9 protein-coding genes and 1 pseudogene are annotated in these 15,347 nt (G+C 70.8%); 7 read left to right on the top strand and 3 right to left on the bottom strand.

The window, feature by feature from the left end; genetic code table 11:
• Positions 1 to 115: 115 nt before the first annotated feature.
• The gene (locus tag ACZ4O3_RS03185) at positions 116 to 679 is read left to right on the top strand and encodes a type 1 glutamine amidotransferase domain-containing protein (protein ID WP_467720964.1); all 564 of its coding nucleotides are present in this window, start codon (positions 116 to 118) and stop codon (positions 677 to 679) included.
• 127 nt (positions 680 to 806) lie between these two features.
• Here the strand turns inward: ACZ4O3_RS03185 and uvrA are convergent, their stop codons facing one another.
• Both uvrA and ACZ4O3_RS03195 read right to left on the bottom strand, forming a co-directional pair.
• Positions 807 to 3,275, bottom strand: a complete 2,469-nt coding sequence (gene uvrA, locus ACZ4O3_RS03190; RefSeq protein ID WP_467720965.1) for an excinuclease ABC subunit UvrA — start codon at positions 3,273 to 3,275, stop codon at positions 807 to 809.
• Positions 3,276 to 3,642: 367 nt separating this feature from the next.
• A pseudogene (locus tag ACZ4O3_RS03195) lies at positions 3,643 to 3,821 on the bottom strand (ArsR/SmtB family transcription factor); the annotation flags it as partial.
• A gap of 671 nt (positions 3,822 to 4,492) precedes the next feature.
• Here ACZ4O3_RS03195 and ACZ4O3_RS03200 point away from each other — a divergent pair.
• The 3 genes from ACZ4O3_RS03200 to ACZ4O3_RS03210 all read left to right on the top strand — a co-directional run bounded on the left by ACZ4O3_RS03200 (position 4,493) and on the right by ACZ4O3_RS03210 (position 9,553).
• Entirely contained in the window at positions 4,493 to 5,626 is a 1,134-nt protein-coding gene (locus tag ACZ4O3_RS03200) for a hypothetical protein (RefSeq protein WP_467721011.1), read from the top strand.
• A gap of 297 nt (positions 5,627 to 5,923) precedes the next feature.
• The gene (locus tag ACZ4O3_RS03205) at positions 5,924 to 7,099 is read left to right on the top strand and encodes a glutathione-independent formaldehyde dehydrogenase (RefSeq protein WP_362726428.1); all 1,176 of its coding nucleotides are present in this window, start codon (positions 5,924 to 5,926) and stop codon (positions 7,097 to 7,099) included.
• 276 nt (positions 7,100 to 7,375) lie between these two features.
• Positions 7,376 to 9,553, top strand: a complete 2,178-nt coding sequence (locus ACZ4O3_RS03210; RefSeq protein ID WP_467720966.1) for an FUSC family protein — start codon at positions 7,376 to 7,378, stop codon at positions 9,551 to 9,553.
• A gap of 219 nt (positions 9,554 to 9,772) precedes the next feature.
• Here the strand turns inward: ACZ4O3_RS03210 and ACZ4O3_RS03215 are convergent, their stop codons facing one another.
• Complete coding sequence (locus ACZ4O3_RS03215; protein WP_467721012.1) at positions 9,773 to 10,555, bottom strand: DUF2267 domain-containing protein; 783 nt, start codon at positions 10,553 to 10,555, stop codon at positions 9,773 to 9,775.
• Between the two features lie 587 nt (positions 10,556 to 11,142).
• Here ACZ4O3_RS03215 and ACZ4O3_RS03220 point away from each other — a divergent pair.
• The 3 genes from ACZ4O3_RS03220 to pcaDC all read left to right on the top strand — a co-directional run bounded on the left by ACZ4O3_RS03220 (position 11,143) and on the right by pcaDC (position 15,344).
• Positions 11,143 to 13,464: a SpoIIE family protein phosphatase gene (locus tag ACZ4O3_RS03220; RefSeq protein ID WP_467720967.1), complete on the top strand. Its 2,322-nt coding sequence runs from the start codon at positions 11,143 to 11,145 to the stop codon at positions 13,462 to 13,464.
• A gap of 141 nt (positions 13,465 to 13,605) precedes the next feature.
• Positions 13,606 to 13,998 carry a tyrosine-type recombinase/integrase gene (locus ACZ4O3_RS03225; protein WP_467720968.1) on the top strand — a complete coding sequence of 131 codons (393 nt, stop codon included), beginning with the start codon at positions 13,606 to 13,608 and terminating at the stop codon, positions 13,996 to 13,998.
• An 8-nt stretch (positions 13,999 to 14,006) separates the two neighbouring features.
• Positions 14,007 to 15,344: a bifunctional 3-oxoadipate enol-lactonase/4-carboxymuconolactone decarboxylase PcaDC gene (gene pcaDC, locus ACZ4O3_RS03230; RefSeq protein ID WP_467720969.1), complete on the top strand. Its 1,338-nt coding sequence runs from the start codon at positions 14,007 to 14,009 to the stop codon at positions 15,342 to 15,344.
• Positions 15,345 to 15,347: the final 3 nt, after the last annotated feature.

Here is a 15,347-nt window from a genome sequence, read left to right on the forward strand (position 1 = left end):
GCCCTGCGACGCTCTGACACGCCGAGGGAAGACTCATGAGGGGATGCGGCAGGCCCTGCCGGGTCTCTCTGCCGCTCGCGTCGTACAACCAGCGACTCGTGAAGGGAGCCGTACCATGACACAGGAACTCCGCGGGATGCGGGTGGGGATTCTGGCCACCGACGGCGTCGAGCGCGTGGAGCTCGACCAGCCGCGCGGTGCCTTGCAGGGCGAGGGCGCGAGGACCGAGATCGTCTCGCTCCACCCCGGCGAGATCCAGGCCCGCCAGTTCGACCTCAACGCGGCCGGAACCTTCCCTGTGGACCGCTTGGTCGCCGACGCCTCCGTCGACGACTACCACGCCCTGCTCCTGCCCGGCGGCACCATGAACCCCGACCAGCTGCGCATGGACCGCGACGCGGTGCAGTTCGTCAAAGACTTCATGGCCAGCGGGAAACCGGTCGCATCGATCTGCCACGGCCCGTGGACACTGGTGGAAGCCGACGCCGTGCGCGGCCGCCGCCTGACGTCCTGGCCCAGCATCCGCACCGACCTGCGCAACGCCGGCGCGGAGGTCGTCGACCAGGAGGTGGTCGTCGACGGGCAACTGGTCACCAGCCGCAGCCCGGCCGACCTGCCCGCCTTCTGCGCCGCCATCGTGGAACAGTTCGCCCGGGCGCACCACGCCGTGCCCGGCTGACCCGGTGGAATGGGCCCAGACGGGGCACCTCGCGAGCGATGTCCGCCACACGCCGGAACGCAGCATCGAGGCGCGCGACCCTGCGCCCCCACCCCGTCTGACCGGTACTCAGCTCCTCGCGCCGTCGTCAGGAGCGCGCGAGCCGAGCCGCGAGGTAGGGCGCGGTGGCGCTGCGGCGGGCCCTCGCCACCTTGGCCGGCGGGCCCGCCGCGATCACCCGCCCGCCCGCGTCGCCGCCGCCCGGCCCGAGGTCGATGACCCAGTCGGCGGTGGCGATCGTGTCCAGGTCGTGCTCGACGAGGACGACCGTGTTGCCGGCGTCGACGAGCCGGTGCAGCTGTCGCAGCAGCAGCGCGATGTCCGAGGGGTGCAGCCCCGCCGTCGGTTCGTCGAGCAGGTAGAGCGCGTGCCCGCGGCGGGCACGCTGCAGTTCGGTGGCCAGTTTGATGCGTTGCGCCTCACCACCGCTGAGTTCCGTCGCGGGCTGACCCAGCCGCAGGTACCCTAGTCCCACGTCGCGCAGCGTCTCCAGACTGCGAGAGGCGGCCGGGACGGCGGACAGGAACTTGGCGGCGGCGTCGACGGACAGCCCCAGCACTTCCGCGATGTTCTTGCCGCGGTAGGTGACTTCCAGCGTTTCGGCGTTGTACCGGGCGCCCTGGCAGGTCGGGCACGGCGCGTAGGTGCCGGGCAGGAACAGCAGTTCCACCGCGACGAATCCTTCGCCCTGGCAGGTCTCGCACCGCCCTTCGGGCACGTTGAAGGAGAACCGCCCGGCCGAGTAGCCGCGCGCCCTGGCCTCGTCCGTCGCCGCGTACAGCTTGCGCACCGCGTCGAACATCCCCGTGTAGGTGGCCAGGTTGGAGCGGGGAGTCCGGCCGATGGGCCGTTGGTCGACCAGGACCAGCCGGTCGAACGACTCGACCCCTGACGCGTCCTGGACGTCGACCTCCAACTGCGCCTCGTCGGGCCCCTCGGGTACGAGTCCGAGGTGGCCGCGGACGACCTCGGCGAGCACCTGCGTCACCAGCGTCGACTTTCCGGAACCGGACACGCCCGTCACCGCCGTCAGCACGCAGAGCGGTACGTCGACGGACACGTCGTGCAGATTGTGGCGGGAGACTCCGCTCAGGTGCAGCCAGCCGTGCGGTGTGCGCGGGCGGTGATCGAGCGGCTGGGCGCGCCCGAACAGGTACTGGCTCGTGGCCGACTCCCCGACCCGCTCAAGACCGGCGACCGGGCCGCTGTACAGCACGCGTCCGCCGCCCTCGCCCGCGCCGGGGCCGATGTCGACCACCCAGTCCGCCCGCCGTACGACGTCCACGTCGTGCTCCACGACGAACAGCGAGTTGCCCGCCGCCTTGAGGCGGTCCAGCACGTCCAGCAGCGGTTCCGCGTCAGCCGGGTGCAGGCCCGCGGAGGGTTCGTCGAGGACGTAGACGACGCCGAACAGCCCCGAGCGCAGCTGGGTGGCGATGCGCAGGCGCTGCGCCTCGCCGGGCGACAGGGTCGTCGAGCGGCGCCCGATGCTGAGATATCCGAGGCCCAGGTCGAGCAGTACGCCGACCCGCGCGACCAGATCGCCGCAGATCCGGACCGCGACCTCGGTCGTCTCCCCGGATCGGGCGGTCGACGTGGTGGCGTCGGCCTCGGACCGCCCCGCGACGGGCCGCAGCAGCGCCACGACCTCGGTGAGCGGCATCGCGTTGATCTCAGCGATGGAACGTCCGGCGAAGGTCACGGCGAGCGCCTCGGGCCGCAGTCCGCTGCCGTGACACTCGGGGCAGGGCACACTCCTGACGAACCGGAGCGCCCGTTCGCGCATCTTCTCGCTCTTGGAGTCGGCGAGGACGTGCATGACGTGCTTGCGGGCGCTCCAGAACTTGCCCTGGTAGCCGTGGTCGACGCGGTCCTCCTCCGGCTCGATGTACACGGAGGGCTGCTCGTCCGTGTACAGCAGCCAGTCCCGGTCCTTCTTCCTGAGCCTGCGCCACGGCCGGTCGATGTCGATCCCCAGGCCGCTCACGACACTGCGCAGGTTGGCGCCCTGCCAGGCGCCCGGCCAGGCGGCGATCGCCCCCTCGCGGATGCTCAGCGAGGGGTCCGGGACGAGCAGGTCCTCGGCGACGTCGTGCACGACGCCCAGTCCGTGGCACTCCGGGCAGGCACCGGCCGCGGTGTTGGGTGAGAACGACTCGGCTTCCAGCCGTGCGGCCCGGGGCGGATAGGTGCCGGCGCGGGAGTACAGCATGCGCAGCAGATTGGACAGCGTGGTGATGGTGCCGACCGTCGAGCGCGAGCTGGGCGACCCGCGTCGCTGCTGCAGGGCCACGGCCGGTGGCAGTCCGGTGATTTCCTGCACGTGCGGTGCGCCGACCTGTTGCAACAGCCTTCGGGCGTACGGTGCTACGGACTCGAAGTAGCGCCGCTGGGCCTCCGCGTAGAGCGTGCCGAACGCGAGCGAGGACTTGCCCGAACCGGAGACGCCGGTGAAGGCGACCATCGCGTCCCGCGGAACGTCGACATCGATGTTCCGCAGGTTGTTCTCACTGGCGCCCCGGACATGCACGAAGGGGTCGGTCGCGTCCTTGTCCACCGTTCCTGATTACCTGATCGCGCCGGGAACCGCGCGACAGGCGCCGTCACCGGGCCCCGCTCACACCAGCCTCCGGAGAATCCCGGTACGAGCCGCTTCCGGGAAATATTTGGGAGTGCTTCACCGTTGACGCGTATGTGGGCGTGAAGGGAACTGTGTCCCCGGGCCTCACCTTCTGCCCATGAGGACGATCGTTCGGCTGAAGCCTCATGGAGCCCCCGCCGCGAGGCGACCGCCCTTCGCGCCCACTCTCGATCGGCCCCGGCTGGGGATCCCCCGAACCAGTCGGGGCCTTCGCCTGGCCCCTGCCGGCGCCCTTCGGCGAACGCGTTGGTTCGCCTCCCGGTGCCGCACTCGCCCCGGCGGCTCAGCCCGAGGTCGCGAGCATGCGTCCCATGGCGGCCGTGACCGGGGGCCTCGACCCGGTAGTAGACCCACGTTCCGCGCCGCTCGGAGGTGAGCAGCCCGGCCTCATCGAGCTTCTTCGGACAGTGAGACGGTCGACTGCGAGACACCCCTGTCGGAGATGTCGACACATGTCCAACCAGCGCGTCCCGCCCGTGCTGGAGACCACCCTTCCCGGGGTCTTCGCCGCCGGCGATGTCGGGAGCGGCCCGGTCGAACGGGTGGCCTCGGCGGTCGGTGAGGGTGCCATGGTGATCCGCCTCGTGCACGAGCACCGGGAAAAGCGCGGTGATCGGGACCTGGGTGAACACCGCGTCGCGGAGCGGCCACACGTAGGGCTGACCGGCAAGATGTCGCTGCCGACGAGGCCGAACGCCGCGGTGTCGAACACGCCGGCGAGCGCTCGGAAGAGGCCCGTGGACAACAGCCTGGGCCGGTTGACGTGGGCCGTCCGGCCTAAGCCGGCCGCTTCGTCCGGATCATCGGATCTTTGGTCCGGGCGCGCCGTCGACCAATGCGCCGTGGGCGCGGATCGAGCCGTTGCTCCCGGGCCGGACACCGAAGCGGGGTGGCCGGTGGCGCGGCGTGCGGTGCCGACCGGGGTGGCGCGGAGCGGGTGTTCGCGGCGGCGCACGCAACCGTGGCCCGGTGGTGGAGCAGGCCCTGCAGGGGGAGGACGAGAAGATCTGACCGTACCGCCTGTACCCGCTGGCAGGCGCTGGCGGGGGCCAGCGTGTCACGCGACGTCGGCGATACCACAGGGGCATCCTGTGGGCACGGGCGATCGCGGAGGCAGCCGACGAGAAGGAGTCATGCGGGTGTCGTCTCAGGGCGTTACGGTCGTGGCTCTCCTGGCGGATCCCGACGCGCCCACGGAGATCGCGCAGCGCATGGCCCGGACACTTCCCGCTCGGCTCGCCGACAAGTCAGGCCAGGGGCGACGGTTCGACGTCGAGGTGGTCAGTGAGCCCTTCAGCGCGGGGACCGAGGACCCGCCCACCTTGATGCGCCGGATCATGGACCGTGGAAGAGCGGAGAGTTGGGACATCGTCGTGGCCATCACCGACCTTCCGCTGCACTCACACGGGCGCAAGGTCGTTGTGGATCTGAGTCACGAACACGGTCTGGCGCTGCTGTCTCTTCCACCGCTGGGGGGCTTGCGTCTGCAGACGAGAGCCCGGCGGGCCGTGGAAGAAGCCGTGCTCAGCTTGGCGGGCCCGCGGGCCACCGGGGCTGGGGGACCTCCGCGGAGTCAGCCGCTTCTGGGACCCTTCGTCAGCCGCCTGGCGCCTATTCACCCGGGCCAGATCGGTGAGGAGGAGACCGCTGATCTTCGGTACGTCGTCAGCGGACCGCGCGGTTACCTGAGGGTGCTCGTCGGTATGGTCCGTGCCAACCGGCCGTGGCGATTGGTGCCGGGCTTGTCGAAAGCCCTCGCGGCCGCACTCGCCACGGGAGCAGTCGCCACTGTGAACTCCACCATCTGGAACCTGGCCGAGTCCCTGAGCGCGCCACGCCTCGTGATCGCCACGGTCGGGTCCATCGTGCTCATGATCGGCTGGCTGATCGTGGACGCGCAGCTGTGGCATCGATCAGCAGAGGTCTCGCGGGAGGCGAGGCAGAGGGCGAGGCTCTACAACGCCTCGACGGTCATGACCGTGGGTATCGGGGTGCTTGTCTGCTACGTGGGTCTGATCGTCATCAACTTGGTGTGGGCCCTTTTCATCCTCAACGACCAAGTGTTCGCCTCCACGACACGAACCCCGCTGCACGCCGCGGAATACTGGACTTTGTCCTGGTTCGTCGCTTCGGTCGCCACGGTGGGCGGGGCGCTGGGATCAGGCTTGGAGAGCGACGAGGCGATCCGGGCAGCCGCCTACTCCAAACGCGAACAGGAACGTCGCCGCATGCTCCAGGACGATGACGGTGACCAGTTGGTGACCTGAGTCGGAGACTCTTCGGTGGTTGGTGGTCGTGCGCGTACGAACATTCCGCTGATCGATCGGTGCGTGGCTGTTTCGCGTCGGGGGCCGACGGGGACTCGGACGACACGCCGCCTGAGCGCCGAAGCTCTGCCGGGCAGGCCCACGGCGGCACCGCCGTTCCACCCGGACCGGGGGAACGGCCCACAGAGGCATGCCGGAGCCGTGGACCCCGTCGCACCAACTCCGGGAGTGGGGCTCGGTACGCCGTTTCCATCGTGCCCATGCTGCGGTCATGCCGCGGCAACGAAGGAAGCGATCATGAAAGCAGCGATATATGAAGGCCCGCGAACGGTAACGGTGAAGGACGTACCGGACGCGAAGATCGAACACCCCTGCGACGTCATCGTCAAGATCACCGCTACCAACATCTGCGGTTCGGACCTGCACATGTACGAAGGCCGCACCTCGTTCGAGTCCGGCCGCACTCTGGGACACGAGAACATGGGCCAGGTCGTGGAGGTCGGCTCGGCCGTCCGCAAGGTCCAGGTCGGCGAGTACGTGGTCCTGCCCTTCAACATCGCCTGCGGCTTCTGCAAGCAGTGCGAGCGGGGTCTGACCAACTACTGCCTGACCATGCAGCCGGAACCGGCCCTCGCCGGAGCCGCCTACGGATTCGCCGACATGGGCCCCTACCAGGGCGGCCAGGCGGAACTGCTGCGCGTGCCCTACGGCGACTTCAACGCGCTGCGTCTGGGGGAGGACGCCGCCGAGCGGCAGACCGACTACGTGATGCTCGCCGACATCTTCCCCACCGGCTATCACGCCACCGAGATGGCCCACGTCAAACCGGGCGACCAGACGATCGTCTTCGGGGCCGGTCCCGTCGGGCTCATGGCGGCCTACTCCGCCCTTCTCAAGGGCGCCGGCCGCGTCTGGGTGGCCGATCACCAGCCCGACCGGCTGCGCAAGGCGGAGGAGATCGGGGCCATCCCGATCAACACCGCCGAGCAGAATCCGGCGGAGGTCGTCAAGGATGCCACCCTCGGTCTGGGGGCCGACAACGGCTGTGAGTGCGTCGGCTACCAGGCACACGACTCCAAGGGGCACGAGGACGCCAGCCTCACGGTCAACGGACTGATCGACTCGGTCAGGTTCACGGGCGACATCGGCGTGGTGGGCGTGTTCCTGCCCCGGGACCCCGGCGGCGCCGAGGCTCAGGGGGAGTTGGAGGCGCAGGGCAAGGTCCCGATCGACTTCGGCATGATGTGGTTCAAGGGCCAGCGCATGGGTACCGGGCAGGCGCCGGTGAAGAGGTACAACCGGGCGCTGCGGGATCTGATCGCCGGCGGGAAGGCGAAGCCGAGCTTCGTCGTCTCCCACGAACTCAGCCTGGACGAGGCCCCCACCGCCTACGAGCACTTCGACGCCCGTGACGAGGGCTGGACCAAGGTGGTCCTGCATCCCAACGGACACGGCAACGGCCACAAGCGGTAGGCGACCCGGGGTCGCCGTCCCGCCCGTCCTCCGGCCGGGGCTGGGGGCAATGGCCCGCGCTCCGGTCGGACCTGAACCAAACGGCGATTGCCCGCGCTCAGGCCCGGTAGGACGGACGGCTGAAGCTCAGCAGTGTCCGCAACGGCTGCACCCCGTCCGGCGGCTGCGGCCGCCGGCCTGTTGGCGGGGCGCGTGGGAGGCTCCCGTGCCCGACGGTTGCCGCACCTCGACCAGGCCGATGCGACCCGGCAGGGTGTTCCGGCTAGGCTCACACCCGTGACGTGGCTGCGGGCCTTCGGAGAGGTCGTGCGATCCGGGCTCACGATCGAGGAGACGCGGCTGGAGCCGCTGCTCGCGCTGCGCACGGCTGCCGGGGTGGCGATCGTCGTCGGGTCGGCGCTGTGGCTGGTCTCCCCTGCGTATGCCGCGTCCGCCGCCCTCGGCGCCTACTCCGCGGGTGGGGCCGCCTTCCAGCGCACCTGGCGTCCACGCAAGGTGATCGCGCTCGGCGCGGGCACGGGTCTGGCGCTCAGCACCTTCGTGGGCTACCTGGCCGCGGGGCGACTCGTGACGTTCCTCCCACTGCTGGCTGTATGGGCCTTCGCCGCGGGGATGGCGTGGGCCGTCGGATCGACCGCCGGGATCGTCGCAGCGACGCTCGTGGGCAGCATGCTGGTGACCATCACCCTGCCCACGAGCGTCGGGCGAGCCCTGGAGCACGCCGGTGTCATCGCGCTCGGGGGCGTGGTGCAAGCCGTGCTGATCCTGCTGTTCCCGATCCGCCGTTGGGGGGCGCATCGTGACGCCCTCGCCGACGCCCTGGCCGCAGTGGCGGACTACGCCCGCCGGCTGCGGCACGACCCGACGGCCCCGTTCGACCCGGAGCCGTTGATGACGGCCCGGGACGCGGCCGCCGTGACGCCATCACAGGCCCGCACCCGTCCCCCCGTCCTGCACGGCCCCCGGGGACTCGCCGAGCGTATTCGGCCGGTCGTCGCCGCGCTCGCCGACCCGGACGTCGGAGCCCCGGCGGAGGGACCCGGGCGGGACCGCGCGCGGGAGTTGCTCGACGCGGCCGCCGACGTCCTGGATGCGGCCGCCCGTTCGATCCGCCGCTGCATTCCCGCCGAGGTGCCGCCCGGGAGCACGGACGTCCTGCGTATCGACGAGGAGCACGAGGTGCTGGAGGGGCCCGCGCGGCAGGCGGCCGAGCGGCTCGTGCAACTGCTCGGCGAGGCGTTGGAGATCGCCGGAAGCGGCGGCGGACGCGGGAGGACGCCCACGCCGCCCGGCGCTGCCGGCGCCCAGTTCCTGGTGCGCCCGACAATGCTCCGGCTGGTCCCGGTCGTCGTCCGTGCGGTCCGCCGTGAGCTCCGGTGGGACTCGCCCGTGTTCCGGCACGCCGTCCGCCTGGCGGCGGTGGCCGCGCTCGGCTACCTGATCGCCGCCCGGCTGCCCCTGGGCCACAGCTACTGGGCGCCCATCGCCTCGGTGATGGTGATGCGGCCGGACTTCCACCGGACGTACGCGCGCGCGGTGGCCCGTCTCGCCGGCACCCTGGCGGGGGTCGCGCTCGCCACCGGAACGGTGCGGGCCCTGGGTCCGGACGCCCATGTGTTCGGCGCGCTGGCGGTGGTCTCGGCCGGCCTGTCGTACACGCTGATCCGTACCGGCTATGCCTACTCCCAGTGCTTCACTGCCGCGTACGTCGTCTTCCTGCTCGGCATGGGTGGCCAGGCGTGGGAGCAGACGGTCCCGGAGCGGGTGGTGCTCACTCTGCTCGGCGGGGCCCTGGCCATGCTGGCCTACGTGGTGTTCCCCGGGTGGGAGACGCCCCGGCTGCCGGGCCGGCTTGCGGACTGGCTGGCCGCCAACGGCCGCTATGCGGCCGCGGTGCTCCGCAGCTACGCCGAACCGACCCAGGAGCATCGCGCCGACATGCGCAGGGCGCTGCTGGCGAGCAGGGCGGCACGTGCCGCCTGGCAGGAGGCATACGACCGGGCAAGGCAGGAACCGGTCCGCCCCAGGGGTCTGACGTTGCGTGAGGCGCAGGAGGCGCAGGAGGCGCTGAAGGGGTTCGGCCGGGCGGTGATGCTCATGGAGAGTCACGTCCCGCGGGCCGACGGCCGTTTCGTCTCCGAGGCGGAGCGGTTCGCCGAGGCTCTGGAGGCGGATACCGCGCAGGCGGCAGTCGACGTGCGAGAGCACAGGAATCCGGACTGGGGGCGCGTGGAGGAGGCGCTCCACGCGTGGGAGGACGCCACTGCCGGGGACCGGAGCCAGGTCGTGCGGCGCGAGGCGGAACTGCAGAAGCGGGCGTTGGAAGACCTCGCGACGGCCGTGAGTCGCACACCCCTGGAACGGGACGTCGGCTCTGCTCGCGAGGAGCAGCGGGTGCGGGCCGCCGTGGCGGCGGAAGGTGACGGATCAGGCACCGCGCACCGGGGTGGGTGACGGCTCCGGCGACGGGGAGCGCCGCGCCTCCTGGCGCGGGATGTGGTCTCCCGGGCCGCGTCGAGCGCCGCCACACGTACGCCGCTGTCGCCATCACGAGAATCAGACCCGCCAGGATGAGCAGTTCGATGCCCTCGACGTTCCGGCTTCGTGGACGCGCTCGATGCGCAGGGTCTGTAATTCGTGGATCGCGTGGGTGGTGTCGTTGGACGGGATGCGTCACCTGTCGAGTTCAGCGTGTTGAAGGCAGACCTTCACCGAACTCTCCCTGCGGTGGGAGATGGACGGCCGTCTCGTACCGGGCCGGCCGGATGAGGAGTGGGCGATCCTTGCGCGGTCATCCCTGGCCTGGTCGCTGACCGCGCGGTGCGGGCGCCGCGTCCTGGGCCGCCGCCGACCCGGCGGCGACACGTCCGCACCCCCCCGCCCCCACCGCGTCCCAGCGGCGCGGGGGCAGCACGAAGCCCAGGCCCAGGGCGGACCAGGGCCTCGATCGACGGCCAGGGAGGGGGAGCGGGTATCTACGGCCCGGCGCCCGTGGCGCGAGTCCCGTGGGGTCTTTGCAACCCGTGTACGCGTCACCGTGACGAACGCGCAGGTGCCGGTTGGCACGGTGCGCTCAGGCGGCGGGGGTGAGTTCGTCGCGGCAGAACAGCAGCGCGAACCCGGAAGGGAGCTGGCGCAGGATGCGGGTGAGGAGGTCGGGGCCGGCCAGGGGCGGCGACGGCGGCGAAGACGGCTCCGGTGTCCCAGCGGGTGGTGGCCAGGGGGGCTTCGCCGCCGTGCGGCGAGGTCCTTGACGAAGGCCCGGCCGGTCAAGGGCTTGGGTGTCGGGGATCCGAGCGGTGAGGGGGCGTGCGGCTTCGAGGGGAGACGGGCGGCGTGCTCGGCGTGCTCGTCGCCCGTTAGCTGGCGCCCGAGTCCTGCGACGACAAGAGGGATGGCCTCCTCGGCCCGCTCACGGGTGGGGTGGGCGCCTTCGTAGCGGACCTTCTCCACCATCTGTTCGTACGACGTCGCGGGCGCAGGCCGCAGCGGGACGCGCGGGTCGGGGAACACTTGCTGTGGTCTCCTTTCTGCCGGCGGGATGGTGGTCACCGGGTGGGTGGGTGATCAGGCGGGCTGGGGGCGTCCGAAGAGGAGGTCGTGGCCCGCGGGGAGCTGGAGCAGGATGTGCCCCACCCGTCCGGGTGTCCTGGGTGAGCTGACCGGTCGGTCGGCTTGATACCCCCGACGTGCCGGTAGCCAGTGGATCAGCCGTGGGCGGGAGCTGAGCGGAGCTTGAACGAGAACAACGCGGTCGCCGTGCACATGGCGCTTGCTGGACCGTGGCCGAGAGCGGGCGGTGTGTCGGCGTCTCGCGGGTCGAACCTTAAGGCAGCGCCCGGCCGGCAGCGCCTGCACGCCGCACCTGCTGACGCAGTGCGTCCGGCGTCTGTGGAGCAGGGGAGGGCGGCCTTCGCGGGATCCTCTTCAGGACTTCGATCAGCCTGCCGTGACAGTCTGAAACACCCGGGTCGGGTTGCCGGAGGACCGCCACGCGCTTGAACTGGTGGGGGGTGCACTGCGCAGATCGGGAGGTGTTGTCCGTGCCCGACCGCGACGTGCTCATGATCATCGCTGAGGATGGGCGGGTGATCGAGTGGCGGCGACTTGCTGAGGAGCTGTTCGGATGGTCCGCCGAGGAGGCCGTTGGCCAGTCCGTCCTCGCGCTGATGCGTGAGATCAACGCGAGGGACGGAGGGCGCCGAGGCAGCCTCTTTGGCGGAGCCCCGGTACTGGTCACGCCGGAGCTGCGCGGCACTTCCCTTGTTTGGCAGGTACGTGCTGCAGCGGACGCCGTTTCACAGGGGGACGTGGCGGTATTGAAGGCCATGCTCACCCAGTCCCCGGTGGGACTGCACGTCCTGGACAACCAACTCCGCGTGGTCCGTATGAACACCGGCAGCCGTTGGCTGCGTGACACGCCAGTGGCAGACCTGCTCGGCAAGCGGTTCACCGAGGCGTTCGAACTCGAAGACCCTGACGAAGCGCTCGCGGTGGCTCGCAGGGTCTTGGAGAGCGGAGTGCCGGTACTGAACCTGCTCGTCCGGGCTGGCGAGGCACCTGGCCTGCACAGACGCCGCATCTACACCGTCTCCTTCGCCCGCTTGGAGAGCGGCCGCGGGGACGTGCTCGGTCTGGTGGCGTCCGCGGTCGACGTCACCGAGCGTGAGAACGCGCTGAAACGCCTGGCCCTCCTGGACGCGGTTCGCGCTCGGGTGGGGCGGCGGCTGGACGTGCTGGCTGTGTGCCGAGAACTGGTGGACGCAATAGTGCCTGCCTTCGCCGGCATCGCCGTCGTCGAAGTCATCGACGACGTCGTCCGCGGTGAGGACCCTCCACCGGTCCCCGTCCACCAGGACGTTCCCCTACGCCGAACAGCCTTCCGGGGACGGATCTCGGCTTACCCGGTGGGAGACGTGCGCCCGCTTCCGTCCGGCACCCCCTACTCGCGTGTACTGTCCGACCTCCGCCCGCGGCTCGTCTCGATTGACGCCGACAGCGCGTGGCTTGCCGCCGACCCAGCCCGAGCGGACTCCATCAGACGGTCTGATGTCCACTCTCTGATCGTGGCACCGCTGGCATTGCGCGGTCATGCCCTGGGCGCAGTCAGCTTCTACCGCCACCAACAAGAAGATCCCTTCGAGGAGGAGGACCTTCAGCTCGCGTCCGACGTATGCGCGCACGCCGCTCTCTGCATCGACAACGCCCGTCGGTACACCCGCGAGCGGACCATCGCAGCGACTCTCCAGCGCAGGCTTCTGCCCCAGCATCCAGCCACGCCAAGCTCCGTGGAGGTCTGCCAACTGCACTTTCCCGGTCCGGAGGGTGGCGGCGTATGGTTCGACGCGATCGCGCTGCCCGGCGCACGGACCGCGCTGGTCGTCGGCGACGTCGCCGGACGAGGCGTCGCCGCGGCGGCCACCATGGGACAGCTTCGGACGGCCCTCCACTCACTGGCCCCGCTGGACCTGGGGCCCGACGAGCTACTGGCCCGGTTGAGCGACACCGCGATCCGTCTCGCAGCTGAACGCGCCGCACTCCCCCCTGGGGATCCCCTGCGCCATGAGCTGCTCACTGCCGGCTGCGCCATCGCGATCTACGACCCGGTCACTCTCGCCTGCACCCTTGCCCGTGCCGGTCTCCCGGAGCCGGTCGTTCTCTTTCCCGACGGCAGTTCGTCCACCGTGGCCGTGCCTCCGGGCCCCCTGCTCGCCGGAGCGGGCAGCGCCCCGTTTCCCGCGACCACGGTCAGCCTCCCCGAAGGCACCACCCTGGCCATGGCCACGGCCCCCCTCGCGGACAAGGTCCTGGCAGGTCCACTGCGCCCGCTCCTGGACCGCGGCAGCAAGCGGAGTCTTCCCGAGCTGCGTGACGACATCACGCGTGCGCTCACACATGGCCACCCGACCGACGAGACACTGATGCTGCTCGCCCGTACGAAAGCGCTGCCCTCGGATCAGGTACGGGCCCTCTCCCTGCCGCCAGGTCCCGAGGCCGCCCCGATCGCCCGTGCGGCTGCCCGGTGCCAACTGGATGCCTGGGGTGTGGACGAGGAGATTGCGTTCACCAATGAGCTCATCGTCAGCGAACTCGTCGGCAACGCGGTCCGCTACGGCGCCCCGCCCCTGCAACTACGCCTGATCCTCGACGAGATGCTGACCAGTGAGGTCAGCGACGCCTCGACCTGCGCTCCACACGTGAAACACGCCCGCACCATCGACGAGACCGGCCGAGGGCTGTTCATCGTCGCCACCCTCGCGGACCAGTGGGGTACCCGCTACTGGGATCAGGGAAAGACCGTCTGGGCAGAGCAGTCAACAGGGAGGACGCCCGTGGGGGCACTGTCCGGCGCGGCTTTGACATGACCGCAAGGTTGTGCGAATCGTTCACCGGCCGGCCCCCGTTCCAAGGCGCCACCTCGATCGCCGTCGTGTAACGCATGTCAACGCCACCCGCTTTTCGCCCGCCCAACCGCGCCCCGAGCTCCAGCTACCTGTTGCACCTGCTTGCCAAGGCCCCCCGCACCGACTCAGCGCCGAGCAGGCAGCCGACTGGCTCCGTGCGCCGCGCACCCCCATCCGCACCCCCGTCCGCACGGCCACCGCAGGCTTACGCCGAAACCCGACAGGGTACTCAACGGGCGGCAGTTGCGTGAGCGGGTGTACAAGGTCATGGACGAGCACGGGGTGCGACGGGTCCGCCCGTACGACGCTCGCGCGAGTTTCTTCACGTACCTCGCGAACAACGGGGTGCCGGATCACCTCCTGGCCCGCTGGGCCGGGCACACCAACGTCAAGACCACGAAGCGCTGGTATGTGAAGCCGGATGTGGAGGATCTTCGTCAGGCAGCGGATACCTGGGGAGGTCTGGCGAGCCTCTCCACCCCCGCTCCTGCATAGGGTGTGAGATGTGGGAGCGTGAGCGGGTGAGTGAGAAGAACGTCGAAACCCTGCAATACCGCTTTGACGGGCCGGAACAGGCTCCGGTCCTGGTCATGGGAACCTCCCTCGGTGCTACATGGCACATGTGGGACCGCCAGGTCCCGGAGCTGATCCAGCAGTGGCGGGTCTTCCGTTACGACCTTCCCGGGCACGGGGGCTCCCCGGCGCACCCCGCCGGTTCCGTCACCGAGCTGACCGCCCGGCTGCTGGCCACGCTCGACTCGTTCGGCGTGCAGCGCTTCGGCTACGCGGGCTGCGCGCTCGGCGGCGCCGTAGGCATCGAACTGGCCCTGCGGCACCCGGAGCGGATCGCCTCGCTCGCGCTGGTCGCCGCCTCGCCCCGGTTCGGGACGGCGGACGAGTTCCGGCAGCGCGGCGTGATCGTGCGGACGAACGGCCTCGACCCGATCGCCCGGACCTCGCCGGAGCGGTGGTTCACCGGCGGTTTCGCCGCCGCCCAGCCCGCGATCACCGAGTGGGCCGTGCAGATGGTGCGCACCACCGACCCCGGCTGCTACATCGCCGCCTGCGAGGCCCTCGCGGGGTTCGACGTACGGCATGAACTGGGCCGGATCGGCGTGCCCACGCTCGTCCTGGTCGGCTCGGACGACCAGGTCACCGGCCCCGCCGAGGCCCGTACCCTGGTCGCCGGGATCCCGGACGCCCGGCTCGCCGTGGTGCCCGGCGCCTCGCATCTGGTACCGGTCGAGCAGCCCGCCGCCGTCACCGACCTGCTGGTGCGGCACTTCTCCACCGCCTGGCAGCCCGCCTACGACTCCACCACCGGTCAGATGGCCATCCCGGCCGCTCCGCCGAAGCCGGTCCTGGCCGCCGCGCCGCAGGTCGTGCCCCAGGTCGCGCCGCAGGTCACGCCCCTCGCCGAGATCGCCCCGGCCGTCGCGGTGCCGCAGCCGCTCGGGCGGCCCGATCCCTACGACGCGGGACTGAAGGTCCGCCGGGAGGTGCTCGGGGACGCGCACGTGGACCGGGCGCTGGCCCAGGCCGACGAGTTCTCCGGGGACTTCCAGGAGTTCGTCACCCGCTACGCCTGGGGCGAGATCTGGGACCGGCCCGGACTCGACCGGCGCTCACGCAGCTGCGTCACGCTCACCGCGCTGGTCGCGGGCGGCCACCTGGAGGAACTGGGCTTCCACGTCCGGGCGGCCCTGCGCAACGGCCTCACCCCGGACGAGATCAAGGAGGTCCTGCTCCAGGCGGCGGTGTACTGCGGTGTGCCGGCGGCGAACAGCGCGTTCCGGGTCGCCCAGCGGATCATCCGTGAGGAGACCACTCCCGAGGACTGACGC

The organism is Streptomyces sp. NPDC026515, assembly GCF_055567595.1.

Coding starts and splice junctions, on each gene's coding strand:
- ACZ4O3_RS03205 (WP_362726428.1), top strand. CDS start 5,924: ATGAAAGCAGCGATATATGAAGGCCCGCGAACGGTAACGGTGAAGGAC.
- ACZ4O3_RS03185 (WP_467720964.1), top strand. CDS start 116: ATGACACAGGAACTCCGCGGGATGCGGGTGGGGATTCTGGCCACCGAC.
- pcaDC (WP_467720969.1), top strand. CDS start 14,007: ATGTGGGAGCGTGAGCGGGTGAGTGAGAAGAACGTCGAAACCCTGCAA.
- ACZ4O3_RS03215 (WP_467721012.1), bottom strand. CDS start 10,555: ATGGTGGAGAAGGTCCGCTACGAAGGCGCCCACCCCACCCGTGAGCGG.
- ACZ4O3_RS03200 (WP_467721011.1), top strand. CDS start 4,493: ATGCGGGTGTCGTCTCAGGGCGTTACGGTCGTGGCTCTCCTGGCGGAT.